Source organism: Ensifer sp. Root142 (genome assembly GCF_001426785.1).
GTDB classification, from domain to species: domain Bacteria; phylum Pseudomonadota; class Alphaproteobacteria; order Rhizobiales; family Rhizobiaceae; genus Ensifer; species Ensifer canadensis.
This window is the reverse complement of record NZ_LMFK01000001.1, coordinates 449,776-474,391: the sequence shown is the minus strand read 5'-3', so window position 1 is coordinate 474,391 and position 24,616 is coordinate 449,776. Positions and strand designations below refer to the sequence as shown.

Genomic DNA, 24,616 nt, shown 5'->3' with positions numbered 1-24,616 from the left:
CTGCCTGGCCGTCGGCCCGGCCTGCCCCTTCTAGCATCGGCATTGCCGATCAGGCGCGGGTGATCACTACTGCATGTTTCCTCAAATCCTATTTGATTTAAGGATAAAAACAGGCAGCCATTCAAAGTGCTACAGCGACCTTTGCGCGTCTGATAAGACGCGCGGCGCTGTAGGCGCCTGACAGGAATACGACGCGAGCGGGCATCAAGGAAACGCCAGCGCGACAGCCCTGCCCTAGATCCAGCGGTCGTTCTGCGCTGTGCGCTCGCCGCCGGCATGACCGGTGTTCAAAACGCCACGCGGTTCTATCAGCAGCATCCGCACCTCGCTCTCTGCAAACGGCTTGTGCTCGACGCCTCGAGGCACGACGAACATCTCGCCAGGGCCAATCTGTACAGATCCATCGCGGAAATCGATCCGCAGGATGCCATCGAGCACGATGAACGTCTCATCCGTCTCGGGGTGGTCGTGCCAGATGAAATCGCCCTCGATGCGCACGAGTTTGAACTGGTAGTCGTTCATCTCGGCGATCACGCGCGGTTGCCACAGTTCCGCGATCATCTCCAGCTTCTCGGAGAATTTGATGGGCTTGCGGTCGGACGTCTCGATGCTTTCCGTCATGTCTTTCCTCATTTCGATGAAGTGCCAACATGCATGGAGCGCGGGCATCGATCTTGAACGATCGTGCGCAGATGGCGCGGTCTACCGCGCCGCACGTCTTATTAGACGCGCTAAGGTCGCCGTAGGACTTGGAATTGCTGCCGACACCACGTCCGGGATGCAGGCGAATATTTCCGTATTGCCCGATAAGACGGCTGATGTATCTTGTCTCCCTTCGGCACTGGCTATGGACGTCCATGAAGGAGGTTCGAATGCATGATCTCCCGCAGACCTCGGGCAGACAATTAAGTCCGGATGACATCGAAATGCTGCAGCGGGTCTTCGACGCGACCTGCTTTGCCGCCCGCGTCCCACGCCGCGGCGAACGCGCCAACCGGCTGGCCAAATTCATCATGGATGAATTTTGCATCGGCAATGGCGACGAGCGCACGCTGCTGGAATGCGCGCTGTGGCGCGAACGGCGCCGGGTACCGCCAAGGACAGAAGAGACCGAAACCGTCGACATCTGGGTTGCCAGACCCGGCCGGCGCAGTCCGCATCAGCGCTGAGGCCGCCACAAAAAAATGCGGCCTCTCCGTGGATAACCGAGACCGCATTCAAGATTGATGTGCAATGGCTTACTCTACGCCTGTCTTGCCCGCAGGACCACAACTGCAACGGGTCGCGTGTGGCGATTTCTGACCTGCCACAGACGTTTCTCTATAACTGTCTGGTCGCGAGGCCGTCGCGGCGGCGCCCGAACGATGCAAGCTGAGAAAACAGGGCCGGCACATCCCAGAAGACGGAATTTTCAGCACCGTGGAACCACCGTTCGCGTCGCGAATTTAGCCTGCAGAACGGGAGGTTCATCATGTTTGCGTCAGATACGAAAAGACAGTTCGGCCGGATCGTCAAAAACTGGAATACACGATACGACCTGGAGGAATTCATCGCCGCCTCCGGCCTGCCGCCGCTGGAGGCACGCGAGATTTTCGCGAAGCACGGCCCCTATAAGGTGGAACTTGACCACCTGATACATGCGTGCACGACGATACAAGCCGACAGTGAGAAATGAAGGCTCCCGCAGTCGCACCTACAGCGCCGTGCGTCTTATCAGACGCGGAAAAGGTCGCTGTAGCACTTTGAATTGCTGCATGTTTTCATCCTTAAATCGAAAACGATTTATGGAAATATGCAGTAGGGAGGTCAAAATGCAGCATCATTCCAAACACTTCGATTGTGCATTCAATCCAGCTGAGATCGCCATGCTCCAGCGGGTTCTCAACACGGCCTGCCTTGCAGCAAGGATGCCGCGCAGTGACTACCGTGCCAATCGCCTGGCGAAATTCATCATCGGCGAATTCCGCTCCGGCACACGCGACGAGGCGGCCCTGTGCGAGCGGGCTCTGTGGTTCGAGCGCAGAAGCGAGCCGTGGTCGTTGGCTCCCGAGCAGTGACGTTGCAAGGCAACAAGGATGACCGGCGCCGGCATGACCTGCTATCGCTGTCGCGCTTTGAATTACTGCATGTTTCCTTAAATCGAATAGGATTTAAGGAAACATGCAGTAGCGATCCGGGATCGTTTCGCTATTGCCGCCATCTTGACGTGCAAAAGACGCCGGGGTTGCAAAGCAACCCCGGCCAAACCTATCCTATTGTATGGCAATCGCCTTTCGGCCTATCAAGGCGTCAAACGCCCTCACCTACAGCGCCGCGCGTCTCATCAGACGCGCAAAGGTTGCTGTAGCACTTTGAATTACGGCATGTTTCCTTAAATCGAATAGGATTTAAGGAAACATGCAGTAATCGGCTACGCAAACGTAGCCTTCGTACGCAGGCAAAGGCCAGGAACCGCCACAAGATTGGTTCGCTCACTCAGGACATGTTATAAACGCTCATGACCCAAACAGAAGAAGACCTGGAGCTTTCGGAATTGTCCGGCGAGTTTGCCGACGACGACGTCGTTGTTCATATCCGCATCTCGCGCCCGACGGGCTCCAATCTCGACTGGACGCTCGAGGTGATCGACGAGGAGGGCTACTCCACCGTCTGGGAAGATTCCTTCCCCACCGACCGCGACGCCTACGAAGAATTCCTCGCCACGATCGAACGCGATGGCATCCACACGTTCACCGAACATCCCGTCCAGACGCTTCATTAGGCTGGCCCGGTTGGACTGAGCCAATCGAACCATTTCCGCGGCCCCCTTCACGCCTCATGCTCTCACGCGCACATCAGTGACAGCGGCAGCTTGCCGCTGTCACGTTGCTTGGCTCACCCCTGTTCGGCCAAGGCAGAGCAGCAGCTGCGAACGACACCATCACCCCTTTCCGACAATGACGAATATGATCCGCCTTATCGCCTCGGCAAAGCTGACGCCAAGCGCCATCGCCGCTATGCCGGTAACACCAAGGGCGCCGATGCCCATCAGCTTCCAGCGTTTGACGTCGTCGGTCACCGGCTTCATCTCTGCAACGTCACCACCAAGCGTCGAGACCGAAGCCTCGAGATCACCGACGCGATCGACCAACTGGTCCATCCGCTGATGGACGCCCGCCCGACTGCTCGTCGCCTTATCCTCGGCACGTTGTGCGCCCTCCTCGATCCGCCGGATCGATTCCTGCAGACCGCGCATGCCCGCGACCAGCTCTCCGAGCTGGCGGTGCACGCTGACATCGATTTCAGCTGGAGACATCTTGACGCCCTCCGTGCCTTGCGCAGTCCGCCTTTGACCAGACTGCCGCGGCGCAGAGACCGACGACAGTGCGGTCGATCTTGCGCTGATCTGCCGGCGTCGCGCCGCGCGCGCCGACAAGGTCGACGCCGACGACGCTTTTAAGGCCGGTCACAGTCTTCGGCGCCGAAATCCCATAGCCCGCCAGCGCGAAGACAGGAATCGTAATCAAGGCGCATCTTTCGAGCGCGGTTCGCAGCGTCATCATTCTGCCTTTCAATCGCATGAAGAACGGACCGGGCGCCGTCCGCCCGGATCTCGAGTACGGCCCAGGTGACGGCAGCGAGCACAAGCCCGCCGAAAAGGATCTTTGGCCGGGCGATCATGCCGGATCGAGCCGCTTGCGAACGAAGAGGAAGGCGCCGATTGCGAAGGCAGCAACAATGATGCCGGCAAACACCCATTGCAGCGGGCCACTTCCGGTCAACGCAAAGCCGAGCGAGGACAGAATGCCCGCGAGCCAGGAGATATTCTCCTTTGTTCCGCTTCGGGCGGCTTCGGCGCGGCGATAACGGTGTTGGAGGCCACGAACTCGCCCTTGGCCCAAAGCCCGGCTTCGGCAGCTCGGCGATTGACCAACCCCTTCACGCGCTTGCCGCCGGCATTGACCCATTTCATAAGCTCGCCCGGCACAGCGTCATAGTCGCCGCCATTCAGTTTGTTCAGCAAAGTCGATTTGCCGAGGCGACCGGTGTTGAAATCGAACGAGACAAGCACGGCGAACTGGTTGTCGGAAAGCGGCACCTTAACGAGACGCAAGACCCGTTCCTCGAATGTCGCCAAATCCGCCCTCAGGATATCGTCTGCCTGCGCCTCGGAGATCACCATTCCCGGCGTCACCGCCGGAGCGCCCGCGGCGCTGGTATGGCCATAGCCGATGGTCCACACACCGGCGACGTCCCGATAGGCCTTCGTCTTCAGACCTTCCCACTGCTTGACGAGCGCAAGGCCCGCCGCGTTGATGCGTCGGTTCATGTTCATGTCGTTTGTCCTGTTTAGATTGGGAACCAGAAGCAACGGTAATGTGTTGCTACAGCGCCGCGCGTCTTATTAGAGGCGCAAAGATTGCTGCAGCACTTTGAATTGCTGCATGTTTCCTTAAATCGAATGGGATTTAAGGAAACGATCAAAGGGGAGATCTAGCCATGATGGATGCCGCATTCGTGAAGATGACCGCTTTGGTCATCGTGCTTGTCAGCTGTGTCATCATGGTGCAGCCCTACTGACAAGCGGCAATTCGCGGACAACATCTGTCGCGGCGCCTGCATCGCAGGGTCGCCGGTAACAGCCGCGTCCGACCGAATAGGACATGCGGACTCTCGCCGGTTTGGAGCCTTCCCAGGAAAAGTGCGAAGCGGTTTTCCGTCAGGAAATGCGTCGAGACAAAGAGATAGAGCGTTTCTACGACTCCGTTTAGACCGGAAACGCACTAGGAGACAGAGGGGGGCTTGGACGGCGACAACGAACCCAGCAACGTCTTGAGGCTTTCGCTGTCGGGTAGGCGTTTCTCGCCTCGGTCGTCACCGCATCTCGAGCGCAGGCCACGCAAGAACTGGGCGACATCGACGAGTTCACCGATCTCCACCCGCACCTGCGCCTCGATCGTCCTGTAGATCTCTTCGAGCTCTGCCGCTTCCCCCACATCGACAGAGCCGGAAAGGGTTGAAACCCTCGCCTTGAAATCATCCAGCAGCCCATCGAACTCGCTGGCGTCACGCGCAGCCTTGGCCTCCAGGCTCGCAATCAGCATGTCGAGAATATCCAAGTGCCGCCGCTCCACCGATTGCAGGTCGAAGGCCGCACGCAGGTCCTTGCGGGTGCGTTCGCCCTTGCGCAGATGGGCCTTGAGGCGGACGCCGTTCTCCGCGCAACGCCTCCTGATTTCATCAACGGAGAATTGGCCCTCCGCCAACTGGTCGAGAAAGGGCCGGATAAGCGCCGGTGGCGCAGTGATGTTCAGCGCTGCCGAATAGAGCGCCAAGTCGATCGAAGCATCCGGCATACGCTACCTCCGCCTCATAGGGGCCTCTGGACGCCAGACTAACAGCATCCCCAAAACGCAAGCGCAGTTTTGTCGACAATGCTTTCCTATTTGTTAAGCAGAATCACCGATCGTCCGCGTCGCGACATGAAAGTCGTCGGAGCAAGACCATGAGCTACGATTGGACCGGCGGACGCCGCCGCCGCATCACAGTGGCCAAGTACGGAGCCGCTCTCGCACTCGCGACACTTCTGGCAGTGCTTGCGGCCTCAATCGCCGTTTAGGCTCTGGACCCAATAATTTTGGCTGACATCTGATTTAGATTCTTCGCTGAAGGATCCGATGAGTGGTTTGTTCTTGTGGCTCTAGGGTCAAAACCCAATCAAGCCATTGAACATTCTTTGTTGCCATGATTCAATCACTCAACCAAAGGAGGACCATCTACAACCGGTTTCATCGCTGGTCGGCACGGGGAATATGGCGGCGGCTGGTTGAGGCTTTGGTCAAGTGTGGCGATGCGGATATTCATATGATCGATAGTACGACCGCCAAAGCGCATCGATCGGCAGCCGGAGGAAAAGGGGGGGCAGATGCGCATCCGTCATCTCGCCGATCTGGTTGACATTGACATTCACGTCCTTCGGCATCAGCGAGGCCACGGCCTTGAGAAAATCGTGCGGACTCTTTTCGATCAGCGCGTGGATCGCGGCCGCCCCCCGGCTCTCCCAGGCAACAAGCATGTCTTCGAGAAACAGCTCGCCGAGCTTGGTGCGCACCGCCTTGCGGGCGCGTGTCCGGACTGGTGTCGCCGCCCCCGGCACACGCGGCAGGAAGCGCCCGGTCTTCGGGTCCTTGGCTGGCTTACCGATGCTCATGATGATGGCTCCCATGCAGCGCCACGCGTCGATTTAAGGAAACATGCAGTAGCGCCGCAAAGCTCTCTAATGTCGCCCACGCACCCACGCGCCCGGCCATCGGCAATCAGGCAACAGCCACCCGATATCCACGGGGAATTGCATTCACCTACTTGACCTTAGGTTGTATTCTGTCACCAATACTAATTTACACGCAGCGCATTCGCGGCACGCTGGGCGGCCAAAGGCGCCTCGCAGCGGATATGACAGGCAGGTTGAAGACATAACACTTTCAAATCGCAGCATAATTTATCCGTTCGATCGATGCCGACTTTGAGGAATTATGCGATGAATAAGACGGGTGTCTGATGATCCAAAATGCAGTCAGAAGGTTGACGACCATTTTTAAGCCGCGGCTCTCCGCCGCAAATGTCTCGCCAAGGTTGCTCGAACTCGCCACGTCAGGAAATCTCGACGCCCAGGCGGCGCTCGGCGAAATCTATTTCAACGATGGCCGCAAGGAAAACTACGCTGCGTCCTACCACTGGAACGGCCAAGCCGCCCGCCAGGGCGACGCCGCATCGCAAGCCCGCCTGGCAGCGATCTACCACAAGGGCATCGGTGTCGAGCCCGACCAGCAGGAGGCACTTCGCTGGTTGCGGAGCGCCGCGCGCAAGGGTCATCACGGCGCCCGCCAGGTGATCGACAGGCGCAATCAGGACGACGGTGGCCCCGAACAGAACACGGCATCGGCCAGCCTGTGCGCAGCACTCGATCCCCGCGAAAGGCGCGAAGGACCCGTCGAAAGAAAGCCTGCGGAAAGCCTGTCAAATCAGGCGCTGGAGAGGGTCGAAGACGAACAGAGAGAAACTGGGCGCCGTTGAGTACAACGAGAGGTGTTGAGTACAACGAGAGGTGTCGCCCGGAAGGGCCGCCTGCCCCGCTAAAATGAAAAAGGCCGCTTCGATTACGAAACGACCATCCTGTAATATCCTTAGCCCGGTTCTAGGCGAATGGCAACCCTCTCGGACAAACTTTGTTCTATTTTCGTTCTTTTTTTGAGGCCGCACATTCCGGACCATGCCATCACGTGCGGCCAGGCGGTCTCAACGCGAAACTGACAAAGTCCCATCGACTTCGCCGACGGCTCCAAACGCAGATCGGACAACCAAAGCCCGCGTCCGGCCGATTAAACCGGATATCTTCAAACCGCTCGGAACAACCCACGCCCCGCCCTCGTTGTCCCTTCGGGCTCGACTTTTGCCTGCAGCCAATGCCGGTTCTCGAGGATGTGCAGGAATTTGGTTGTGCGCGTCCGATTGTGTTATCATCGCTGCCGGGAGGAGAATGTCATGGAGAATTTCTTCGCACTACTCGCCGTCGTCATCGGTTCTGCCGTGCTGGGGCTTGCCCTCGCCTACGGGATGCGCCGCCAGAGAGACAGCCACCCGCCACCCAAACACGACGACGCCACGCTGAAATTCTAGGCGCTTGCGCAAAAGTGTGAAGCGGTTTTGCGATAACGACATGCGCAAAAACAACGCTGAAACCGGAGTTGACCGCAACGTCGGTCCACATGACGCAAAAGCCGCGCCCGCCCGGATGAATTAGCCGCGGCCATCAACCAGGCAGCATTGTGCGCGAGCATCAGCACCTGCTTCGGTCGACATCGTGTCGTCGCCCCGGGCGGAAATGCGCGTCAGCGAAAAGTCCGTCGCTCGAAGCTCATCACCCGCTGGGTCGTCGTCTTCCTCTGAGAGAAGGTCGATCATTTCCGCGCGGTGATATTTCGTCCCGGACGCTCCGAACTCGACAAAGCCCTCGGCCAGCAGCACCTCGACGGCCGCTCTTGAGCGACGCAGCTCCGGACGATGAAGCGCCTCCTCGAGTGCCCGGATCTCGTCAATATGAACGGCAAAATCGGCCATGTCTCACGCGCTTCCATCAGGGGTCATCGGGGACACCATGCACTCTACAGCGCCGCGCGTATTATCAGACGCGCAAAGGTCGCTGTAACACTTTGAGTTACTGCATGTTTTTATCCTTAAATCGAATAGGATTTAAGGAAACATGCAGTAGGTCACCGGCAATCCAGCGAGGAGGCGCGTCCATCGTCTGTGGGGCTCGGTTCGGCCTGGCAGCTCAAGTAAAAGCGCGCGCCGCGACCGAACGAAGCGTCTGGCAGGTCCCGAGGAAACCCGCCGATCGCAGCCGATCGGCGGGTTCTCTTTCAGCTCAATAATACGGCGAGTAGCACTGCTGCCGCGGTCCGCCATAGGGCTGGAACGAGTTGTCCCAGGCGCGGTAGGAGCGGTAGCGGTCATAGCACCAGCTGGCATGACGCTGGTTCACACCGGACTCGACGCGGCGTGGCGGAGCAGCGATCGCACCGCCGATGATGGCGCCGGCGCCGAAGGCTGCCAGCGGATACCACCAGCCGTCATTGTGGCGACGATAGCCGTCGCGATAGCCGCGGTAGCCGCGGTGACCATTGTACCAGCCATAGCGGTATCCGCCGCCATGCCAGCCCGGCCGCGGGCGGTAGCCGCCATCCCAGTGCGGACGCGGACGGTAGCCGCCGTGCCAACCTGGGCGCGGCCGATATCCGCCATGGTTCCAACCCGGCCGCGGACGATGTCTGTCGCCGCCCCATTCGCGATTCTGTACCCTGTCCATGTCACTCTGCTGCGTCAGCTGAACGGCTGCAACCGGCATGGCATTCGCAGGCGTGTAGCTCGTCAGAGCCGTCACCGCCGCAAGGATCACAATGCCTATCTTCTTCATCTCGATACCTATCCGTTTCGAACAGGCGCAAGCTATGTCCCCCTGACGTGAACCCATGGTGAATGCGTCCTTCGTCATATTATCATTTAAAAACATAGAGATATGAACGACAGGTCATCACACTCGGAAACCAGCGCGACAGCGCAGCCGATCTCGTCGCCAGCGCATCTCGCCATCCGCGGCAATCGCCATATCTTTACGAAGATGTCTTCCCTGCGCTGGTCGACGACACCACCTGAGCACTCGGCCAGGCGTTGCGGAAACGCTGCGCTCCCTCTCTGCGTGGGGTTCACGCAGTGCCGCGACGGTGTGCGGAAAAAAGTTTCGGCGAAATGTCGGCCCCGTCGTCGGCCGATCGTCATTCAGGCAGAGAGGTCGTTGTGGCTTCGTCGATCAAAGGAGAAAAGACCATGCGCGTGATAGTTATGGTGAAGGCGACCGAGGATAGCGAAGCGGGCAAGATGCCTTCGACCGAGTTGCTCGATGCCATGGGCAAGTTCAACGAAGAACTGGTCAACGCCGGCATCATGCAGGCGGGCGAAGGCCTGCATCCCTCGTCCAGGGGCAAGCGCGTCGCCTTCGACGGCGCAAGCCGCCTCGTCATCGACGGCCCCTTCACCGAGACCAAGGAGCTGGTCGCCGGCTTCTGGATCTGGCAGGTCAAGGACATGGACGAGGCGATCGCCTGGGTGAAGCGCTGCCCCAACCCGATGCCGGGCCCGAGCGAAATCGAAATCCGCCCAGTCTTCGAGGCCGCCGATTTCGGCGACCTGATCACCCCGGAGATCGCCGAGCGCGACGACCGCCTGCGCGAACGCATCGGCGGCAATTGAGAGCGTCTTAGACCGGCAATGCATTGCGGAGAGCTGGGGTTCTAACGAATCCCGGCTGTCGACACCAGCATTGAGCACGCCATCTTCCCGGGTACGTCTTTGCCGCCTGTGCCTGGCTATCATCTGACGGCAAATCCGCCGCCGCTCGGGCCTGCGCCGTCAGCCTGCTGTACCGTTTCTCACAATCGTGTGCCAGGCAACAAGCCGTTTTAGTTGTTCCTTATTTCACCAACGTGTTCTTGTAGATGATGCCGTCCTTCATGATGATCTTGAAGTTGTTGGAGGGATCGGCCACCAGGTCGATGTTGCCCAACGGGTCGCCGTCGACGAGCAGGAGATCGGCAAGCGCGCCCTCCTCGATCACGCCGAGCTTTCCCGGATAGGGATTGCGCGGGCCGGATAGCGCCAGCAACTCCGCATTAGTCCCAGTCGCCATGGAGAGCGCTTCGGCAGGCGTGTACCAGCGAACGAGGGAGGCGAGGATCGCCCCCTGCTGCTGCGCCAATGCGCGGGAGAACAAGACATCGGTGCCCCACGCCGTCTTGATCTTGTACTTCTTCGCCAGCTCGTAGGTTCTGCCGATGCCGGGCCACACCTCATCTGCCTTGGCCCGCTCGACCGATCCCTCAGGAAAGCCTTGCCGCAACAACTCGGGAAGCGGTTGCAGGCTTAGCCAGATGCCCTTGTCGGCAATCAGCTTGGCGGTTTCCTCATCCATGAGGAAGCCGTGTTCGATGCACTTCACGCCGGCGGCAATCGCTGTCTTGATCGCATGCGACGTGAAGGCGTGTGCCGCAACGTAGGTGCCCCAATTGTCGGCTATTTCGACCGCGGCCCGCAGCTCAGCCTCGGTAAAGGTAGTTACATCCAGCGGGCTGTGGGGTGACGACACGCCGCCACCTGCCGTCATCTTGACCAGCGCCGCGCCCTGCATCAGTTGCTCACGGACCCGCATGCGCACCTCGTCGGGGCTGTCGACGACGATGCTCCCGCCGATCTGCTCCATGCGGGTGAGCGGGCCGCCGATCACCCGCGGCAGGTCGGTCATCTGGCGGAAGTCTCCATGCCCGCTGGTCACGGTGATCATGGCGCCGGAGGGGTAGATGCGCGGGCCCTCGACAATACCGGCGTCTATCGCGCGCTTCAGACCGAACACCGGCCCTCCAACATCGCGGACGGTGGTGAAGCCACGCATCAGTGTGTCCGTCGCCTCGTCGCCGGCCACAAGATTGTTGAAGCCGACGTCGCCGAACGATTCTGCAGGAGTGGACCGGGCCAGCATTGCGTGCCAATGCGCATCGATAAGACCCGGCATCAGCGTTCGGCCGTTCCCGGCAATGCGCTGGGCACCCTCCGCTTCGACAGGGCTTGTCGAGATCCGAGTGATCACATTGCCTTTGACCAGTACATTCGACGGAGCCGAAAGCGAGGTCGCTCCTTTTCCATCGAAAATGCGGACGTTCTCGAAAAGCACATCATCCGCCCACGCAGCCGGGCAGGCTCCGAGCACGAGAACTGCCGCAATCCACCGCCTGCGGGACAGCAGCACCATGAAAGCTGTGCGGACACAAGCGTACACGGCTACGGCGTGGGACAAGGCACGCGTCACAAACGTGGCTTTCATCAACTCCTGCGATTCGAAAGAATTGATACACACGGCGATTCTCCAACCTTGAGGAAGGGATGGGTCGTGGCACACGAGAGAAAGTTGCAGCATCCATTGCGATGGGCCGAGGCGCGAGCCACCGCTCGTCCATGCACTTGCAAGGCCATGTTCGCAGTCAGGCCGATCGCCATTCGGCACCAAACAATATCAACGTCTGCTTTTAGGTACAAGCAGACGTTGATGACGCAAGCCGAAGCGTCGCCATGGATCATGGTTGCACCAAGGCCATCGCGGCGCGATTCCGCCTCACCCTACAGCCCAGCGCGCCTTATCAGACGCGCAAAGGTCGCTGGATCCCGGCCACAGGGACGAGGATAAGGTCAACGGGGTCACTCCCAGGCATTATCAGCAATTGCCCGGAGCCTAGGGGGCCTGCCTGAGACCGCTCCCTCGGCAACAGGCGCGCGCCACTCAAACCGCCTCCCTCTCCCTGGAAAGCCCGAGATGCCAGTGCAGTTCGGTCAGGCCGCGCTTCAGCCAGGCCAGTTGCGGTTCCGGCATGGTGCGCAGCACCTCGTAGTCCATGACGCAGACGTTGAAGACCGTGGTCTTCACCCGCGGCCCTTCCGGCAGCTTCAGAAGCACGCCCTCGAGCTCCATCATCCGGTTGGTCGCAGCCATTGCGGCCCGGGTGCGCTCGGTCGTCTCGCCTTCGAAACCCTTGACGCTGAACAGCGACTGCGCCCGCACGCTTGGGAAGGGAATGCCGGTCAGGCTGTAATAGCGCGCCATCTGCCGGGCATACTCGTCGCCAGCCGCGCGTTCGTGTGCGGTCAGCTTGCCGTCGAGAAACATCCGGCCGAGTGTGTAGCCGGCAAAGGGACTGCCGACATCGACGCCCTTCGCTCCTGAAAAGTGGTGACTTTGCCGTGCGGCGATGGCGACCGAGCGCACCTCTCTTTCGGTTTCGCCATGCTTGATCTGCCCGCCGGGATAGCGCGCCACATCGGCCTTGCGCGGCCGGCCCGCCTTGCCTGCCCGCTTGGCCGCGGCAATGCGGGTGCTCGCCTCGAAAATACGTGTTCGTCAGTGCGTCCATCGTGCACCGGGCCTGGCACCGCCACACCCGCCCGATGGCGACGGCGAGCAGAGACTGCAGCCCGCCACCGGCGATAGCCGGCGACCCACCAGCCGAAGCTGGCGATAGTCCGCCGCCCAAGCCACCCCGTCCCGTCGCCGCCGATCGCGATCGCCCGTGGACCGGGCCACGATCCGTCAGGCCGACCGCTCAGAGAGCGGCTCATCGCTTCGCCCTGCCCTTGTTGACCGCGTGCAGCACCGAGGTGTGGTCGCGCCGGAAGATGCGGCCGAGCGCCGGAAGCGAAAGGTCCTCCCGCTCGTCATAAACCGCCGCCATGCAGCGGTGGCGCGGCTCCACCAGCCGGCGCTCCCGGCGAACCCCGATCACATCGGCCCAGCCGATGCCGGGATAGGCAATGAGCACCTCCTCGACGATCTCGCGCACCGGTCGGCGGCTGAAGAGGCCGCCCTCGCCGTCGGCATTCGTGCCGCAGAGCAGCTGCGCTTGCGACAGGATCCGCGCTTCAGCGTCGGCAAGCGCAAGCTCCAGCTCCAGCACCCGCAGCCGCTGCGCCTTCACATGGGCGCTGAGCGCGCCGAGCAACGCGTCGGGCGTTGGCGCCTGCGGCGGCTCGCTTTCGCCGGCATTTCCGCTGGTCGTGCAGTCCGCCGTCCGCGTTTCCAAAGAATGCGGCTCGGCATCCGGCCCGCCCCTCCTGCCGCGCGCGGTGCCGACGCTGCCGGACCCCTTCTGGGCGAGCTGCTCGCCCGTCGGCATCGTCGAATATCTCGTTTCAGGCTGCATCGCTCGCCACCTCCATGGTCAAATCCATCGCCGCCCCACGCCCTGCGGGATGGGCCATCTCGCGTTCCAGCCTCACTCGATAGGCGCGCTGTTCGGTCGTAATGGTGGCTGCATCGGGAAGCCCGATCATCTCAGCCAGCACCCCGGCCCGCGAGACCGCTGGCGCCTCGCTTGGCATGGCCTTGGCCGCCTTGACCGCCGCCTGCTCGGCACGAAACTGGCGAAGCCGCACCCTCACCCGCTCGCGGATCTCGGGCGAGCGCTCAGGCACTGGCCCTGTCGGGTTCAGCGCCACGGCGAGGTCGCGTCTGCGCGCCAGTTCGGCGCGCGTCGCTGCTGCCTCGCTCTTGGCCAGCGCCGCCAGCACTGGCGGCTTCGGAATCGTGCCCAGAAGCACGTTGGCGTTGGCGGCATAGTCGCCGCGGATCAGCTTCTGCGTCGCTACCGAAAGCCCGCAAGCGGGCACCCCCGCCAGCGCATATTGGTAGACAGGCAGAAGTTTTCGGGGATCGATGCCCTGCGGCATGGTCATGCCGGCCGTCTGCATCACGTTGAGGCTGCGCAGGATCGCATCGTCGCTTGCCGGCGCCAGCCGTTCAGTGAGCGCGGTAATCTCCCGGCTCAAGGTCGAATATCGGTTTGTTGATAAGGTCGTCATTTCCAAGGTTTCCATTGAGTTCTCGCTCTATCGCTTGTCGGCATTCCCGCTGGTGGCGGGCAAAGGCGCTTTCGCGCGGCGGCGCCTGTGGCCTGTGATCCTTGCGCGGCCTTGCGGCATTGCGCATCCGGTTGCGCCAGGTGGCGAGCCAGTCGAGCTTGGCCGCGTCCCGACCGGATTTCGCCGTCCAGTAATCCCGGAATTTTTCAAGCTCCAGCTCCACCTGGGCCGCGCCGAAGCCCAGCCGGGCGGCAAAATCCCGGTCCGGCTCGAATTGCTCGGGAAGGCGCGTGGCGCGCCTGCCACCTGGCACAGGACGCCGCGGCGCAAGGGTTTGGGTGTTGTCGGGAGAGTTAATTTCTTTAGGGGGTGCGGGGGATCTTTCTTTATCAGAGAGGGGGACGCCGTCCGTCGCCGTGACGACCTGTGACGTCACGTGAGCGCGGCGGCGCTGTTGCCGTTCGCGATCGCTGGCCCGGCGTTTGTCGATGCCCGATTGCTGGCCGGCCTCCGCCGCACGCACCGCACACAGGATCATCTCCGGCGTCGCGCCGCACTGGACCGGAGCCTCGACGATCGATGTGATGCGCATCGCCTAGTCCTCGCTCGCAAGGGCTAGAGAATTTCCAGGAAAAGTACGAAGCGGTTTTCCGTCAGGAAATGCGTAAAAACAAAGAGATAGAGCGTTTGTTCGGTTCCGTTTAAATCGGAAACGCTCTAGCGCCACGCGGACGAAAACACCGCGATGCCGCTGCGGCAAAAGCCGCTGCACAAACCTGTTGATCCGGCCGGCGATGGCGCGCGGTCGAACAGGCTGGGCAAGCGTCGCCAAGATCCCGCTCGCAGACGAAAGGACACGACCATCCACCGGCACGACAACGGCAGGCACGCCGCCTCGCCGCAACGACCGGTCCGCCATGGCGCTACGGTCGTGCACGCGCCGGCTCGACCAAACGCTCGCACCCGCCACCCATCTCCGCGGCCATTTCTCCGCCGACAGGACCGACGCACAAAGAAATCTCTGCAAACTCACTTCTCGCATCACGTCGCTCCTCATGATTGTCGGCACAGGTTCGCGTCGCCCAAACCGACGATCGCTCTTCGTGCCCTGCACCTGGTCTGACTTTCCTCCGCGCCCTCGCCGGCAAGCCGTCTGAAACCCCGCCTGCAGCCTGCTGGGCGGGACTGGGTTCGGCCACGTGACCGTGGCGCTGGAGCGCTGCGCGTCCGGTATGCCCCGGCATCCACGATGCCCTGGCACCCCCCATGACGCACAAACCGCTCCAGCCTTTCGAACCCGCGCATGATCACGCACCGAGATCGCATCCGATCGTCGGGGGCATGCGTCAGAAACGGTTTGCCGGCGCCGAAATGGAAGCGAGGGGCCACCGGGGAGGAGGTGGGCAGCAGCCCCTCGCTGTGATCGCCGCTGCGGCTGCGCCCGCGCGCCGGATCGGCACGCAAGGGACGCTGCAGCCGCGCCGCATGGCACCGAAAAGATCGGGGGCAGCAGCAGGACGACGATCAGTCTCTTCCACAGCGCCGCGCGTCTTGTTAGACGCGCAAATGTCGCTGTATCCCTTTGAATTGCTGCATGTTTTCGTCCCTAATCGAATACGATTTAAGGAACATGCAGTAGGGCCTCACCCGTCGTTGCCGACGAACCAATGGCCTACAATTCCCTGGCCTCTTCCCGTTCACCTGAGGGAGGGAGCCATTCCCCACCTCGCCTTCAGCCGGCGACAGAGCCACCGACAAAGGCGATGACGACTGTCGGACCGGACATCACGATTTCCTCCTGTCTCGCCAGACCGGCGCGAACGCCTCGTCGAGCTCGCGTTGCAATGCCTCGAAGTCGAGACCCGGCAGGTCCTCCTTGCCCGGCAGGTCCCTCTTGCCCGGTGCGTCCCCCTTGCCGATCAGCTCGAGCCCCGGCGCCAGCTTCATCCGGCCCGCGAGAAGCGCCATGCCCCACCGCCTAAGCCGGCCGGCCAGCCCGGCCTCACCGACCGCCCTCCTCCTGCCCGTGCGCTGCCTGCCGCAGCCAAGCGCCGGGCTGGCAGCCCAGCTGAAGGCGGCGAGCGTCACCGAGGTGGCGGAAAAGGCTGCAAGCCCGGCGAAAACAGGATTGCCGAGAAGCGTGTCCGTCACGTGCTCAAGCATGTGCCACCTCCACCACGACGATTGCCCTTGCCCGGTTTTTCAGCCGGCGGATAACGCCGCGCTCCTCCATCGCCGCCACCATCCGCGAGATGCCGGATTTCGATGACAGACCCAGATGGTCCTTCATCTCGTCGAACGTCGGCGAGACCCCGCCCTTGTCGGCGCTGTAGCAGCGAATGAATCTGAGCAGCTCGTTCTGCCGCAGCGTCAGGCCGAGCGGCTGGCGCGTGGCGCGCCTGGTTGTCCTTGATGCGATTCTGGTGGCAGTCATCGGCTCACTCCAGCAAGCAGGCAGTCATCGTCGATGCGGCCCGCCGCGTTACCCCGTCGGTCACACCCGCCCGCGAAGCACGAGGCGTCGCGCCTGGCATGCCCGGCAAAGTGCCAGCCGGCCCGCTCCAGGCTGGAGCCGCGACCGAAAATGTCGGCCTCGTAAAGTTCGATTGACTGTTCGTTTCCGTTCATATCCTATCAATAATAGGATCGTATCGTTTTATCAAGAGGAAAAATCCTATTGGACGTAGGAAGCGGAATCTGGGATGCCATTGCCATGGATCAATTGCGGCGCCTTATCCGGGAAGCAGTCGACGCGAAGAGGACGACCTACAAGGATCTGTCCATCGCGATCGGGAAGAACCACGCCTATATCCAGCAGTTCGTCGAGCGCGAGAGCCCGCGCGAACTGCGCGAACGTGACGTGCGCACCATCACCGACCTGATCAGCGCGACGCCGGACGCGGGCGAAACCGGCCAACCCCGCAACGCCACCGGTTTCAATCCGCAGATCGTGCCCGGCGAGCAGCTCGTCGGCCATCGCGACCTGCCGATTTTCGTTGCCGCCCAGGGCGGCGACGGCCATGTGATCGTCACCTTCGATGCGGTCGAATACGTCAAGCGCCCCTCGGTGCTCGAAGGCGTCAAGGGCGCCTATGGCATCTACCTCACCGGCACCTCGATGATTCCGGCCTATGAGCCCGGCGACATGGCGCTGGTGCATCCGCACCTGCCGCCGGCGCGCGACAAGGATGTCGTGCTCTACCACGTGCCACCCGCCAACGACGCCGAGGCGATCATCAAGCGCCTGGTGTCGTTCAACGACCGGGAATGGACGCTGAAGCAGTACAATCCCTATCTGGAATTCACCGAGAGCCGGGTGGAATGGTCCTTCTGCCACCGGGTCGTGGGCAAATACAGCGCCCGCTGACGCTGCGCAGGCATCGCCCGCCAGCCGCCGCCCGGAACACCGCTCCGCAACAGCTTCAAAAGTAATAGCTTTTCGAAAATGGCGCCTGCTTGACGCTACGTCATGCGCGAGAGCAGCCGGCGATAAGGATAAAAACATGCAGCAATTCAAAGCGCTACAGCGACCTTTGCGCGTCTAATAAGACGCGCGGCGCTGGAGTGCACTGTCAGCAGCGGAGCACGCAGCCGAAATGGCACGCCGCCGAGAGGAAGCCGGCACGCAGTAAAAATCCCGGGAACCGGCGCGTGCAACGTGGCCGCCGGCAGACACGGCGCCGGCTCGCATGACAGTTGGGAAGCCTTAAGCGGCCCACCGGCGCCCAAGCGCCCGCCCACACAACGCACCCCGCCGCCTGGGACACCGGAAAAGAACGCGAGACCGACGGACAGGCCCGTCTCACGCAATTGCCGATCCGTCTATGCGGCCATGATCTCCTGCATCTCGGACGGCAGGTCGCCGCCGATAAAAAGGATGGTCGCGTCTTCGAATTCGCCGGTCGACAGATCCCCTGCCCGGCTGAATGCGACAACGCCCACCTTGGTCGATGCCAGCCTTTCGGCCAGCCGGAGCGCGTGATCGGCCCCTGTCGCCTGCACCGGAGTGTCGGCGAGCAAGGCACCCCGATTTCCCCGCGTAAAGCTCTGAACGACGAAGTTTGTGACCATGTCATGCTCCTCTCTGCCACCTGCAATGGCAGCCCTAAGCTGACTCAATCTTCCGAACAAAACAAGAACAAACAGAAGGATATCGACAGGCCAGTCAGAAAAATCCTGCCGAATATATTTTTCCTATTGATGGATAAATAGGATTTTCCCTATTATGTGACCATCAATTGAAAACGAGGAAAGCCGGATCCGGCAGCGCGCCTCAAGGCTCGTGCCGGCCCTTCCTGCTGTTTCGCCAGGGAGAAGGCATGACAGTGACATCAGTACGAGAAGGTAAGCTTGTCAGCCCCTTCACCCAGAGCCGCGAGATCATCCTCGCGGTCACCATGCTCGGGCGCGGCCATTTCATCGAGGAAAGCGATTGCATCGGCACCATCTTTGCGACTGCCGCCGATTGGCTGAGGGCCCATGACGGCGAGCACGCCACCAAGCTCATCCGCTTCGATCTCGAAGCGCTCTCCGGCGAAGACATCTCCGAGACCGTCGCCGACGCCTGGCTCGACGATTTCGATCGCACCCCTGACGATGAACACCTCCTGCCCGCCTTCGTGCGCACGTCTGAGGCGTGGGAACGCTGGTGCGCGGATTTCGAGGCGCCGGGTGGTGGCCTCCGCCAGGCCGCTCCCTTCTGCCAGCCGGGCCACGGCACGCTCAATCACCGCCAGCAGTTCGGACCCCAGCCCTGATGGATATCGCACTCGACAAATCGGCCCTCTTCGCCGCCATGGAAGCCTTCTGGCAAACGGAAGACGGCAACGACAAGGGCGTCGAGGCAGCCGTAACAGCCTATATCGAGCGCATGGGCCTTGCCCCATTCAACGAGATGGCCACCCGCAAGCGCGCCACCCTTGCCGCCGCCACTGCTCGCCAGCCTGATGCGGCGCGGCGCTGATCACTCGTTCGCATCTGTTCCACCACTTGAGGGTCGAGCAACGACCCGCCCTCATCACCCAAAATGCCAGCTCAAATACCGATCTTGGCTGCCCGTGCGATCGCTCTTCATTCCCGTCTCAGACATTCGTCCCGCTGTACGCTTCTGAAAATCCGCCATGGAAAAAGATGCGCTGGCCGCCTAAAGCTAGGCGTCGTGCCCGCATCTCGCTCGGCGGATTCTTTACGCCCTGACTCGACCACATCCGGATTCGTTGATGAAAATCAGAAGCGCCACCATCGCCGACTACGACAGCCTGGTCGCTCTCGATACGATTGCGGCTGGCGACCCCGAGCGCCGTGATCATATCAGGGCGTGGATAGAGACAGGCTGCTGCTACGTGGCCGAGACGGACAAATCCGTCGGAGCCTATGGTGTCCTGGCCTACCATTTCTTCGGCAACGGCTTCATTGAAATGGTCATGGTCGGCGCGCAGTTTCGTCGCCAGGGCCTCGGAATGGCGCTCGTCGAACATTTCAAGAGCATATGCGCAACGCCGAAGATCTTCACATCGACGAACCAGTCCAACAGGCAAATGCAGCAGCTCCTGAGCGGCGCCGGTTTTCACACAAGCGGGTACATCGACAACCTCGATGAAAACGACCCCGAAATCGTGTTCTGTTTCCGCGCCGCATAGAGCATTTCCAGGAAATGTGCGAAGCGGTTTTCCGTCAGGAAATGCGTGAAAACAAAGCGCTGCAGCGGTTCTGAGACTAGAAACACCCTTGGCCGGCCGTAGAGAGGCGTTGAACGTGACAGCCTTTGGGGGACGCTCCACGCCACGCCCTGATATTGCCGAAATCCCCCGCTTCATCGAAACAGACATCGACACGCCCATCGCGCCGGGACCGCAGATGATGCCCATCGAAACGAATCCGCCACTGCTGAACGAAGAAGACCTGCGCAATATTGCGCTCTGGGCTGCCGTTTGCGCCGAACGCGCCCTCCCCATTTTCGAGACGGAGGCCCCTGATGATACCCGCCCGCGCGCAGCTCTCTCGGCCATCCGCGCCTTTGCGCAAGGCGGTGCGCGGACTGCAGCGCTGCGCAAGCTAGCCTGGGCGGCCAATTCCGCTGCACGCGAGGCCGGCGATCCCGCAGCCTCCGCCGCCGCCCGCGCCGCAATGGCTGCCGCCGGATCCGCCTACGCCCATCCGATCGCCACCCCTCACCAGGTCAACCACATCCTTGGCCCGGCAGCCTACGGCGCGCAAGCCGCAGCGCTCGCCGCCGTCGATCCGGCCGGCATCATCGAAGCGGAAGTCCGCTGGGCGATCGCGCAGGCACCACCCGAAGTCCGGCACATCGTGCAGCGAATGCCGGCGCGCGCACCAAGCAAGGGCCAGTTCCACGCGCTGCTCTACCGGCTTGATAGGGGCTTGCGCCAATGACAAAAGTTGCGTCGCGCCCGACGGAGTAAGCGGTATGGAAACAGTAGAACACAAGGTCCCCTATTTCAGCCAATGGGAAAGCCCGGAGATGACATTGGCGGTTCTGTCGGAGGGTGCGGCGGCCCTTCACCGCGATCCGCTCTGGCGCAACTCGGGCGCTGAGACGATTGAGGAATATGCGCGCTGGGCGGTGAATGTCTGCGGCATGGCCTGCCTGAAGATGATCCTGGCCGCACGCGGCGAGTTGCACCCGATCCTGTCGCTTGCGCGCGGCTGCACCGACTATGGCGGCTATGTCGTCAACGAGGCCGATGCCTCGATCAAGGGACTGATCTACGCTCCCTTCGTGTCTTTCGTCGGCGAGCGCTTCGGGCTTGCCGCCGAAACGCTGACCAACATCCCGACGACGGACATTCCGGAGGTGCTTTCCGAAGGCCGCTTCTTCATCGCTTCGGTCAGCAGCGCCATACGGTGGCCGCAGCGCGAGCCGCCTTCAAAAGGCGGACACCTCGTGCTGGTAACGGCCGCCTCGCGCGAGAGCGTCCGGTTTCACAATCCTTCCGGCCATGACCGGGCCAATCAAGCCGATGTCGTCGTGCCGCTTTCCACCTTCGACCGTTTCTTCGCCAATCGCGGTATCGCCGTCAGCTGCTGATCTCGCACCCAGCCCAAAGAACTACCCAATAAAGGCAGGCAGCAATCATATGCGAAAATGCTAATAATCAGGTGGGGCAGGAACAGAGGGGAATTACTTTATGCCACGCCTAGCACAATTGTATTTCAAGACAGCGATCATCTTTCTGATCATCGGCATATCGATGGGCCTGCACATGGCCATCGGCCAGGATCACAGCGCGATCGGCGCCCACGCCCATGCAAACCTTTTGGGATGGGTGACGATGGCGATCTTCGGTGGTTACCACGCGCTGAACCCGGCCAAGGCGCAGAAGCGTCTGGCGATGATCCAGTACTGCGTCTACACCGCCGGCGTCGCGCTGCTGGTGCCGTCGCTGTACCTGATGCTGACCGGCAGCCCGCAACTGGAGCCGGTGGTCGCCATCGCGTCGGTCATCACCTTCATCGGCGTGCTCCTGTTTGCGGCCATCATCTTTGGCAGCAGCGAGACGGTGACGCGGCCGACCGCGGTGCCGTCGCGCTAAAGCATTTCAAGGAAAAGTGCGAAGCGGTTTTCCGTCAGGAAATGCGTAAAAACAAAGAGCCATAGCGTTCTGCGGCTCAGTCTAAACGGGAAACGCTCCAGCGCATTTCCAGGAAAAGTGCGAAGCGGTTTTCGTAAAAAACAAGGAGCTAGCGCGTTTCCGTCTTTACCGGAACCGCGCTGGCTCGCAAAGACGCGCGGCCGTCTCCCGGTGGCAAGGCCGGGCGCTCTTTACTGAGCGCTCGCCTTCAGCACCCGATACGTCGCATTGTCGAGAGCAAGGCCGGTCTCGGTGCCGTCCTTCTGGAATCCGCGCACCGTGTTCCCGCAGGCCGTCAGCGAAAGCAGCACCGGACACACCAGCGCGATGGTGGCCCTGGACATCCTCATCTCCGTCTTGATTTGCCTCGCCTGACGAGATGACGCGCCCGCTGGTAAAATCAACGTGTCCGACAACAAAAACAAGGACTAAACCAGTTTCGTGCCGGCACCGCCCACTCGACACCTTCCGAAACTTGGAGCACTCTTAAACCTGTCGTTCGAGAGGATTTCATGATCAGGCTTATGCGAAGGAGTGGCACCCCTTTGGAGCTAGAGGCAAGCCAGGTGCTGCGCATCCGCAAGACGGATCCGCGCCTCGATGACGGTCTCGGCAACACGCTGATCAATGCCGGCCAGACCTTTTTCGTCCAGGAGGAGGCAGCGGCCGTCGCCGCTGCCGTCAAGGCCGAGCTGCCATCCCTCTATCGTTTCACCCATCGCATCGGCGCGCCGGTCTGGGTCAATGTGCACGCGGCCAAGGGGCCAATGCCGCTTGCGCCCAACCACCGCGTGCCTGGCCTAGGGTCAGCGCTGGATATCGGCGGCAAGCGCCAATATGTCCGCGAAAGCCCGGAAGAGGTCAGAAGCGCGATCGCGGCGGCGGGCGGTGATGTGCAGCCGATCCCGGACGAAGGCCTCTGGGTTCAGGGAAGAGAGACGCTGAGGGAGATCCTGGGCAGCCTCGAGGCCTGGGACGAGGAATTGACGACGCCGGAATAGGCCCGCCACCTGTCTCGCCCCGGCGGCCCTGAGCCGTACTGCCGGCCCGCGCAACCGCGCCGCTACAGCTCGCCCGTCGTATTTATTTCATCAGGCGTACCGGAATCGCCGAATCGGACCTTCCCCAGCCCAAGGTCGGCATAGTATTTACCGTACCGCGCAGTACGTTCCTTTATGAACTGCGCTTCCCCGCACCCTGAGCCATTTTGGGTGCTTGCTTGCCCCGCCATCGCGCGGGGCTTTTTCTTACCGGGCGCAGAACCTTTCCAGGAAAAGTGCGAAGCGGTTTTCCGTTAGGAAATGCGAAAAACAAAGAGACCGAGCCCTTCCAGGAAAAATGCGAAGCGGTTTTCGTCCGTCGATGACGGAAACATTTCAATCGACCTTGAAGACGGCATCGCCGGCGAAGACGATGACATATTGCCCCTCCGTCGTCGGCTCGCTTGCCCAGTCCGAAAGCTGCCGCCAATAGGGCTCGCGTCTCCAGATATCGGGGAAGTCCGGATCGACAAGCACGGTGATCTGCGGCCCCTGCCGATAGATCATCATGTGCGAATTCGCAGGATCCCATTCGGGCCCGAGCCGCTCATCCGTCATCCATAGACAGAGAAAATCGCGGCAAAGCTGCGGCCGCCGCTGATAGATCCGGCAGCCCTTGCCCTCGACGCAATTCTCACACCATTCGTTGGCCGGCTTTGCCAGCGCATCGATATCCGGCAGCCGGCAACAGAGCGTGCAGGTGCCGCAGGCGCGATCGGCAAGGAAGGTCTGGTTCATGCGCGGGTCCGTATCATCTCGCTGACGGCGGCGACAGAAAATTCGATATGTCCGCCAGTGTCGGCGCCGCAGCCCTCGTCACCTCAAACGACAACGCTACCGGCCATGAACGCCAGCACCAGGAAGATCAGGAAGACGATCAAAGCAAGATAGAACAGGATCTTGGCGATGCCCGCCGTTGCCGACGAAACGCCGGAGAAGCCGAGAAAGCCGGCGATCAATGAAACGACGAAGAAGATCAGCGCCCACTTGAGCATCGCAAATACTCCTGTTTGGTTGTCGCTACGGAAAGTCGAATCCCGGCAAAAAGTTCCCGTCCGCGTGGCATTCCCGGTGATGCGCTTTACCTCGCAAAGCGTCGGAGATACGGCCCTTGCCCTTGCGTTACTCCGCAGGCTTAGTCAGCAAACGGGGTCGATACTCAGATAAGGCTAATGTCCCGGTTCCGCCCCGCATTGTAGGATATGCCCACGGTTGCGACCCTGGGGGCGGCAATGTTTCTGCAACGAACCGAAATCCGCGAGCACACGATAGAGGTGCGGGAGTTCGTTGGCGAAGGCAGCGTCGAAATCGACGAGCGCATCCTGTTCGATGACGAGGATTCCCACATCGTTCTGCTTCTGGAGATCCTGGCCGGCGACGTCACCTTCACGCTCAGGGGCCCGGATGTCGCAAACCTGGCCAGGGATTTCGCCGATCGCGTGCGGCTCTATATCATACCCCCCGCGCGGCGGGCCTACGATGCCTTTCTGGAGATCCGCGCCCGACCCGGCAGCCGGTTTCGCGCCATCATCGCTCGCATCGGCAGCGCCTTTGTCAGTGCCGCCAGCGAGTTGTCCTGCCGCGCCTGCAAGCAGGTCTGCAAGCTCCTGGCTTCCACCGTGCTCGCCTATGTCGGCGTCCCCAACCCGGAAGATCTGACGCGGGGTGAGGTGCTGCACATCACCGCCGAGCAGTCGTACGAACTCGACGAGGGGCTCGGTCATGCCGCCATCCACGGCCCGCTGGCGGAAGGCCCGATCGGAACGTTCCTTGCCCTATTTGCCGACAACGTCAGGAGTGTCGTCTGGTCCGCATTGCAGTCCGCGCAGCAAGTCTTCGAGCCGCCCGACAGGACCTATACATTCGCCTGCAGACGCCTCGGTTGCTGCCCATAAACCGCTGAACGCCGGCGCCGTGGGCGCAACGGCGCCTCGCGGTCCGGAAAGCCGCCGCCCGCGATCGCGGCCCGACAATGGAAAGCCGGCGTCGGCGCTCGCCATTGGTCTATCATTCCAGCGATTTTCCGATTTCATTGCTACCGCATGTTTC

At 61.4% G+C, this 24,616-nt stretch carries 34 protein-coding genes and 2 pseudogenes; 17 read left to right on the top strand and 19 right to left on the bottom strand.

All coding sequences use genetic code 11. The features are described 5' to 3' along the window. Nucleotides 1-234: 234 nt before the first annotated feature. Nucleotides 235-621 carry a cupin domain-containing protein gene (locus ASD52_RS02365; RefSeq protein ID WP_038576197.1) on the bottom strand — a complete coding sequence of 129 codons (387 nt, stop codon included), beginning with the start codon at nucleotides 619-621 and terminating at the stop codon, nucleotides 235-237. 251 nt (nucleotides 622-872) lie between these two features. Between ASD52_RS02365 and ASD52_RS02360 the strand changes: the two genes are divergently transcribed. From ASD52_RS02360 to ASD52_RS02345, 4 genes are all read left to right on the top strand, one after another. Further along, nucleotides 873-1,169 carry a hypothetical protein gene (locus ASD52_RS02360; protein WP_025427464.1) on the top strand — a complete coding sequence of 99 codons (297 nt, stop codon included), beginning with the start codon at nucleotides 873-875 and terminating at the stop codon, nucleotides 1,167-1,169. Nucleotides 1,170-1,471: 302 nt separating this feature from the next. Continuing rightward, nucleotides 1,472-1,675: a hypothetical protein gene (locus tag ASD52_RS02355; RefSeq protein ID WP_057206239.1), complete on the top strand. Its 204-nt coding sequence runs from the start codon at nucleotides 1,472-1,474 to the stop codon at nucleotides 1,673-1,675. Nucleotides 1,676-1,811: 136 nt separating this feature from the next. Continuing rightward, nucleotides 1,812-2,057 (top strand): hypothetical protein, encoded by a 246-nt coding sequence (locus tag ASD52_RS02350; protein ID WP_025427466.1) that lies wholly within the window; start codon nucleotides 1,812-1,814, stop codon nucleotides 2,055-2,057. Between the two features lie 440 nt (nucleotides 2,058-2,497). Beyond that, nucleotides 2,498-2,761 carry a hypothetical protein gene (locus ASD52_RS02345; RefSeq protein ID WP_025427467.1) on the top strand — a complete coding sequence of 88 codons (264 nt, stop codon included), beginning with the start codon at nucleotides 2,498-2,500 and terminating at the stop codon, nucleotides 2,759-2,761. Nucleotides 2,762-2,920: 159 nt separating this feature from the next. On the opposite strand, the gene ASD52_RS02340 is transcribed toward ASD52_RS02345, so the two are convergent. From ASD52_RS02340 to ASD52_RS02325, 5 genes are all read right to left on the bottom strand, one after another. Then, nucleotides 2,921-3,295 carry a DUF1515 family protein gene (locus tag ASD52_RS02340; RefSeq protein ID WP_038576200.1) on the bottom strand — a complete coding sequence of 125 codons (375 nt, stop codon included), beginning with the start codon at nucleotides 3,293-3,295 and terminating at the stop codon, nucleotides 2,921-2,923. Next, nucleotides 3,282-3,539 carry a hypothetical protein gene (locus ASD52_RS02335; RefSeq protein WP_025427469.1) on the bottom strand — a complete coding sequence of 86 codons (258 nt, stop codon included), beginning with the start codon at nucleotides 3,537-3,539 and terminating at the stop codon, nucleotides 3,282-3,284. The genes ASD52_RS02340 and ASD52_RS02335 overlap by 14 nt, the downstream gene beginning before the upstream one ends. Nucleotides 3,540-3,656: 117 nt before the next feature. Then, entirely contained in the window at nucleotides 3,657-3,761 is a 105-nt protein-coding gene (locus ASD52_RS39665; RefSeq protein ID WP_225906311.1) for an LPXTG cell wall anchor domain-containing protein, read from the bottom strand. After that, entirely contained in the window at nucleotides 3,758-4,315 is a 558-nt protein-coding gene (locus ASD52_RS02330; RefSeq protein ID WP_225906312.1) for a lysozyme, read from the bottom strand. Before ASD52_RS02330 ends, ASD52_RS39665 begins: the two co-directional genes overlap by 4 nt. Before the next feature lie 448 nt (nucleotides 4,316-4,763). After that, nucleotides 4,764-5,336 (bottom strand): hypothetical protein, encoded by a 573-nt coding sequence (locus ASD52_RS02325; RefSeq protein WP_025427471.1) that lies wholly within the window; start codon nucleotides 5,334-5,336, stop codon nucleotides 4,764-4,766. 415 nt (nucleotides 5,337-5,751) lie between these two features. On the opposite strand from ASD52_RS02325, the pseudogene ASD52_RS39660 reads away from it, so the two are divergent. The 3 genes and pseudogenes from ASD52_RS39660 to ASD52_RS40535 all read left to right on the top strand — a co-directional run. Then, nucleotides 5,752-5,904, top strand: a pseudogene (locus ASD52_RS39660) (IS5/IS1182 family transposase); the annotation flags it as partial. 657 nt (nucleotides 5,905-6,561) lie between these two features. Beyond that, nucleotides 6,562-7,053, top strand: coding sequence for a tetratricopeptide repeat protein (locus ASD52_RS02315; protein WP_162254144.1), 492 nt, complete (start codon nucleotides 6,562-6,564; stop codon nucleotides 7,051-7,053). 468 nt (nucleotides 7,054-7,521) lie between these two features. Further along, entirely contained in the window at nucleotides 7,522-7,656 is a 135-nt protein-coding gene (locus ASD52_RS40535) for a hypothetical protein (protein WP_255569852.1), read from the top strand. 120 nt (nucleotides 7,657-7,776) lie between these two features. Here ASD52_RS40535 and ASD52_RS02310 read toward each other — a convergent pair whose 3' ends face one another. Together ASD52_RS02310 and ASD52_RS02305 are read right to left on the bottom strand one after the other, a co-directional pair. Next, nucleotides 7,777-8,097: a DUF4440 domain-containing protein gene (locus ASD52_RS02310; protein ID WP_025427474.1), complete on the bottom strand. Its 321-nt coding sequence runs from the start codon at nucleotides 8,095-8,097 to the stop codon at nucleotides 7,777-7,779. Between the two features lie 307 nt (nucleotides 8,098-8,404). Continuing rightward, nucleotides 8,405-8,953, bottom strand: a complete 549-nt coding sequence (locus tag ASD52_RS02305) for a BA14K family protein (RefSeq protein ID WP_025427475.1) — start codon at nucleotides 8,951-8,953, stop codon at nucleotides 8,405-8,407. A gap of 410 nt (nucleotides 8,954-9,363) precedes the next feature. Between ASD52_RS02305 and ASD52_RS02300 the strand changes: the two genes are divergently transcribed. Then, entirely contained in the window at nucleotides 9,364-9,786 is a 423-nt protein-coding gene (locus ASD52_RS02300) for a YciI family protein (RefSeq protein ID WP_025427476.1), read from the top strand. 220 nt (nucleotides 9,787-10,006) lie between these two features. Here ASD52_RS02300 and ASD52_RS02295 read toward each other — a convergent pair whose 3' ends face one another. The 7 genes and pseudogenes from ASD52_RS02295 to ASD52_RS02265 form a co-directional block, all read right to left on the bottom strand. After that, on the bottom strand, nucleotides 10,007-11,338 hold the full coding sequence (locus ASD52_RS02295) for an amidohydrolase family protein (protein WP_057223348.1): 1,332 nt from the start codon (nucleotides 11,336-11,338) through the stop codon (nucleotides 10,007-10,009). 525 nt (nucleotides 11,339-11,863) lie between these two features. Continuing rightward, entirely contained in the window at nucleotides 11,864-12,469 is a 606-nt protein-coding gene (locus ASD52_RS02290) for a hypothetical protein (protein ID WP_057206235.1), read from the bottom strand. Nucleotides 12,470-12,692: 223 nt separating this feature from the next. Further along, the gene (locus ASD52_RS02285; protein ID WP_025427479.1) at nucleotides 12,693-13,277 is read right to left on the bottom strand and encodes a helix-turn-helix domain-containing protein; all 585 of its coding nucleotides are present in this window, start codon (nucleotides 13,275-13,277) and stop codon (nucleotides 12,693-12,695) included. Next, the gene (locus tag ASD52_RS02280) at nucleotides 13,267-13,935 is read right to left on the bottom strand and encodes a hypothetical protein (RefSeq protein ID WP_225906313.1); all 669 of its coding nucleotides are present in this window, start codon (nucleotides 13,933-13,935) and stop codon (nucleotides 13,267-13,269) included. The genes ASD52_RS02285 and ASD52_RS02280 overlap by 11 nt, the downstream gene beginning before the upstream one ends. Then, entirely contained in the window at nucleotides 13,874-14,527 is a 654-nt protein-coding gene (locus tag ASD52_RS02275; RefSeq protein ID WP_057222778.1) for a hypothetical protein, read from the bottom strand. The genes ASD52_RS02280 and ASD52_RS02275 overlap by 62 nt, the downstream gene beginning before the upstream one ends. Before the next feature lie 1,193 nt (nucleotides 14,528-15,720). Further along, nucleotides 15,721-16,098: a hypothetical protein gene (locus ASD52_RS02270; RefSeq protein WP_025427482.1), complete on the bottom strand. Its 378-nt coding sequence runs from the start codon at nucleotides 16,096-16,098 to the stop codon at nucleotides 15,721-15,723. Between the two features lie 4 nt (nucleotides 16,099-16,102). Then, nucleotides 16,103-16,369, bottom strand: a pseudogene (locus tag ASD52_RS02265) (repressor LexA); the annotation flags it as partial. A 243-nt stretch (nucleotides 16,370-16,612) separates the two neighbouring features. On the opposite strand from ASD52_RS02265, the gene ASD52_RS02255 reads away from it, so the two are divergent. Next, nucleotides 16,613-17,302 (top strand): S24 family peptidase, encoded by a 690-nt coding sequence (locus tag ASD52_RS02255; protein ID WP_025427485.1) that lies wholly within the window; start codon nucleotides 16,613-16,615, stop codon nucleotides 17,300-17,302. A gap of 455 nt (nucleotides 17,303-17,757) precedes the next feature. Here the strand turns inward: ASD52_RS02255 and ASD52_RS02250 are convergent, their stop codons facing one another. After that, nucleotides 17,758-18,006, bottom strand: a complete 249-nt coding sequence (locus ASD52_RS02250) for a hypothetical protein (protein WP_025427486.1) — start codon at nucleotides 18,004-18,006, stop codon at nucleotides 17,758-17,760. A 248-nt stretch (nucleotides 18,007-18,254) separates the two neighbouring features. Here ASD52_RS02250 and ASD52_RS02245 point away from each other — a divergent pair, with 248 nt between their 5' ends. The 6 genes from ASD52_RS02245 (at nucleotide 18,255) to ASD52_RS02220 (ending at nucleotide 21,488) form a co-directional block, all read left to right on the top strand. Then, a complete protein-coding gene (locus ASD52_RS02245; protein WP_025427487.1) occupies nucleotides 18,255-18,692 on the top strand; it encodes a hypothetical protein in 438 nt (145 codons plus the stop codon). Then, complete coding sequence (locus ASD52_RS02240; RefSeq protein ID WP_025427488.1) at nucleotides 18,692-18,898, top strand: hypothetical protein; 207 nt, start codon at nucleotides 18,692-18,694, stop codon at nucleotides 18,896-18,898. Before ASD52_RS02245 ends, ASD52_RS02240 begins: the two co-directional genes overlap by 1 nt. A gap of 256 nt (nucleotides 18,899-19,154) precedes the next feature. Beyond that, nucleotides 19,155-19,574, top strand: coding sequence for a GNAT family N-acetyltransferase (locus tag ASD52_RS02235; RefSeq protein ID WP_025427489.1), 420 nt, complete (start codon nucleotides 19,155-19,157; stop codon nucleotides 19,572-19,574). A gap of 115 nt (nucleotides 19,575-19,689) precedes the next feature. Next, the gene (locus ASD52_RS02230; protein WP_200951447.1) at nucleotides 19,690-20,328 is read left to right on the top strand and encodes a putative immunity protein; all 639 of its coding nucleotides are present in this window, start codon (nucleotides 19,690-19,692) and stop codon (nucleotides 20,326-20,328) included. A gap of 34 nt (nucleotides 20,329-20,362) precedes the next feature. Further along, entirely contained in the window at nucleotides 20,363-20,983 is a 621-nt protein-coding gene (locus tag ASD52_RS02225) for a C39 family peptidase (RefSeq protein ID WP_057206230.1), read from the top strand. A gap of 100 nt (nucleotides 20,984-21,083) precedes the next feature. After that, nucleotides 21,084-21,488 carry a hypothetical protein gene (locus ASD52_RS02220; RefSeq protein ID WP_025427492.1) on the top strand — a complete coding sequence of 135 codons (405 nt, stop codon included), beginning with the start codon at nucleotides 21,084-21,086 and terminating at the stop codon, nucleotides 21,486-21,488. A gap of 230 nt (nucleotides 21,489-21,718) precedes the next feature. On the opposite strand, the gene ASD52_RS02215 is transcribed toward ASD52_RS02220, so the two are convergent. Beyond that, on the bottom strand, nucleotides 21,719-21,871 hold the full coding sequence (locus ASD52_RS02215; protein WP_025427493.1) for a hypothetical protein: 153 nt from the start codon (nucleotides 21,869-21,871) through the stop codon (nucleotides 21,719-21,721). Between the two features lie 201 nt (nucleotides 21,872-22,072). Between ASD52_RS02215 and ASD52_RS02210 the strand changes: the two genes are divergently transcribed. Further along, on the top strand, nucleotides 22,073-22,528 hold the full coding sequence (locus tag ASD52_RS02210; RefSeq protein ID WP_057214251.1) for a hypothetical protein: 456 nt from the start codon (nucleotides 22,073-22,075) through the stop codon (nucleotides 22,526-22,528). Nucleotides 22,529-22,903: 375 nt separating this feature from the next. Here ASD52_RS02210 and ASD52_RS02205 read toward each other — a convergent pair whose 3' ends face one another. Beyond that, a complete protein-coding gene (locus ASD52_RS02205) occupies nucleotides 22,904-23,305 on the bottom strand; it encodes a hypothetical protein (RefSeq protein ID WP_025427495.1) in 402 nt (133 codons plus the stop codon). An 83-nt stretch (nucleotides 23,306-23,388) separates the two neighbouring features. Beyond that, on the bottom strand, nucleotides 23,389-23,562 hold the full coding sequence (locus ASD52_RS36720) for a DUF1328 domain-containing protein (protein ID WP_025427496.1): 174 nt from the start codon (nucleotides 23,560-23,562) through the stop codon (nucleotides 23,389-23,391). 237 nt (nucleotides 23,563-23,799) lie between these two features. Here ASD52_RS36720 and ASD52_RS02200 point away from each other — a divergent pair, with 237 nt between their 5' ends. Then, nucleotides 23,800-24,462, top strand: coding sequence for a hypothetical protein (locus ASD52_RS02200; protein WP_025427497.1), 663 nt, complete (start codon nucleotides 23,800-23,802; stop codon nucleotides 24,460-24,462). Nucleotides 24,463-24,616 lie beyond the last annotated feature (154 nt).

Excerpts from the sequence above, each read along its gene's own strand:
- ASD52_RS02215 (WP_025427493.1), bottom strand. The coding sequence starts at position 21,871 with ATGTCCAGGGCCACCATCGCGCTGGTGTGTCCGGTGCTGCTTTCGCTG.
- ASD52_RS02275 (WP_057222778.1), bottom strand. The coding sequence starts at position 14,527 with ATGCGCATCACATCGATCGTCGAGGCTCCGGTCCAGTGCGGCGCGACG.
- ASD52_RS02220 (WP_025427492.1), top strand. The coding sequence starts at position 21,084 with ATGCCACGCCTAGCACAATTGTATTTCAAGACAGCGATCATCTTTCTG.
- ASD52_RS02225 (WP_057206230.1), top strand. The coding sequence starts at position 20,363 with ATGGAAACAGTAGAACACAAGGTCCCCTATTTCAGCCAATGGGAAAGC.
- ASD52_RS02235 (WP_025427489.1), top strand. The coding sequence starts at position 19,155 with ATGAAAATCAGAAGCGCCACCATCGCCGACTACGACAGCCTGGTCGCT.
- ASD52_RS02205 (WP_025427495.1), bottom strand. The coding sequence starts at position 23,305 with ATGAACCAGACCTTCCTTGCCGATCGCGCCTGCGGCACCTGCACGCTC.
- ASD52_RS02300 (WP_025427476.1), top strand. The coding sequence starts at position 9,364 with ATGCGCGTGATAGTTATGGTGAAGGCGACCGAGGATAGCGAAGCGGGC.
- ASD52_RS02330 (WP_225906312.1), bottom strand. The coding sequence starts at position 4,315 with ATGAACATGAACCGACGCATCAACGCGGCGGGCCTTGCGCTCGTCAAG.
- ASD52_RS40535 (WP_255569852.1), top strand. The coding sequence starts at position 7,522 with ATGGAGAATTTCTTCGCACTACTCGCCGTCGTCATCGGTTCTGCCGTG.
- ASD52_RS02250 (WP_025427486.1), bottom strand. The coding sequence starts at position 18,006 with ATGGTCACAAACTTCGTCGTTCAGAGCTTTACGCGGGGAAATCGGGGT.
- ASD52_RS02345 (WP_025427467.1), top strand. The coding sequence starts at position 2,498 with ATGACCCAAACAGAAGAAGACCTGGAGCTTTCGGAATTGTCCGGCGAG.
- ASD52_RS36720 (WP_025427496.1), bottom strand. The coding sequence starts at position 23,562 with ATGCTCAAGTGGGCGCTGATCTTCTTCGTCGTTTCATTGATCGCCGGC.
- ASD52_RS02325 (WP_025427471.1), bottom strand. The coding sequence starts at position 5,336 with ATGCCGGATGCTTCGATCGACTTGGCGCTCTATTCGGCAGCGCTGAAC.
- ASD52_RS02335 (WP_025427469.1), bottom strand. The coding sequence starts at position 3,539 with ATGACGCTGCGAACCGCGCTCGAAAGATGCGCCTTGATTACGATTCCT.
- ASD52_RS02200 (WP_025427497.1), top strand. The coding sequence starts at position 23,800 with ATGTTTCTGCAACGAACCGAAATCCGCGAGCACACGATAGAGGTGCGG.
- ASD52_RS02305 (WP_025427475.1), bottom strand. The coding sequence starts at position 8,953 with ATGAAGAAGATAGGCATTGTGATCCTTGCGGCGGTGACGGCTCTGACG.
- ASD52_RS02245 (WP_025427487.1), top strand. The coding sequence starts at position 18,255 with ATGACAGTGACATCAGTACGAGAAGGTAAGCTTGTCAGCCCCTTCACC.
- ASD52_RS02340 (WP_038576200.1), bottom strand. The coding sequence starts at position 3,295 with ATGTCTCCAGCTGAAATCGATGTCAGCGTGCACCGCCAGCTCGGAGAG.
- ASD52_RS02295 (WP_057223348.1), bottom strand. The coding sequence starts at position 11,338 with ATGGTGCTGCTGTCCCGCAGGCGGTGGATTGCGGCAGTTCTCGTGCTC.
- ASD52_RS02350 (WP_025427466.1), top strand. The coding sequence starts at position 1,812 with ATGCAGCATCATTCCAAACACTTCGATTGTGCATTCAATCCAGCTGAG.
- ASD52_RS02365 (WP_038576197.1), bottom strand. The coding sequence starts at position 621 with ATGACGGAAAGCATCGAGACGTCCGACCGCAAGCCCATCAAATTCTCC.
- ASD52_RS02285 (WP_025427479.1), bottom strand. The coding sequence starts at position 13,277 with ATGCAGCCTGAAACGAGATATTCGACGATGCCGACGGGCGAGCAGCTC.
- ASD52_RS02310 (WP_025427474.1), bottom strand. The coding sequence starts at position 8,097 with ATGGCCGATTTTGCCGTTCATATTGACGAGATCCGGGCACTCGAGGAG.
- ASD52_RS02355 (WP_057206239.1), top strand. The coding sequence starts at position 1,472 with ATGTTTGCGTCAGATACGAAAAGACAGTTCGGCCGGATCGTCAAAAAC.
- ASD52_RS02360 (WP_025427464.1), top strand. The coding sequence starts at position 873 with ATGCATGATCTCCCGCAGACCTCGGGCAGACAATTAAGTCCGGATGAC.
- ASD52_RS02240 (WP_025427488.1), top strand. The coding sequence starts at position 18,692 with ATGGATATCGCACTCGACAAATCGGCCCTCTTCGCCGCCATGGAAGCC.
- ASD52_RS02270 (WP_025427482.1), bottom strand. The coding sequence starts at position 16,098 with ATGCTTGAGCACGTGACGGACACGCTTCTCGGCAATCCTGTTTTCGCC.
- ASD52_RS02280 (WP_225906313.1), bottom strand. The coding sequence starts at position 13,935 with ATGACGACCTTATCAACAAACCGATATTCGACCTTGAGCCGGGAGATT.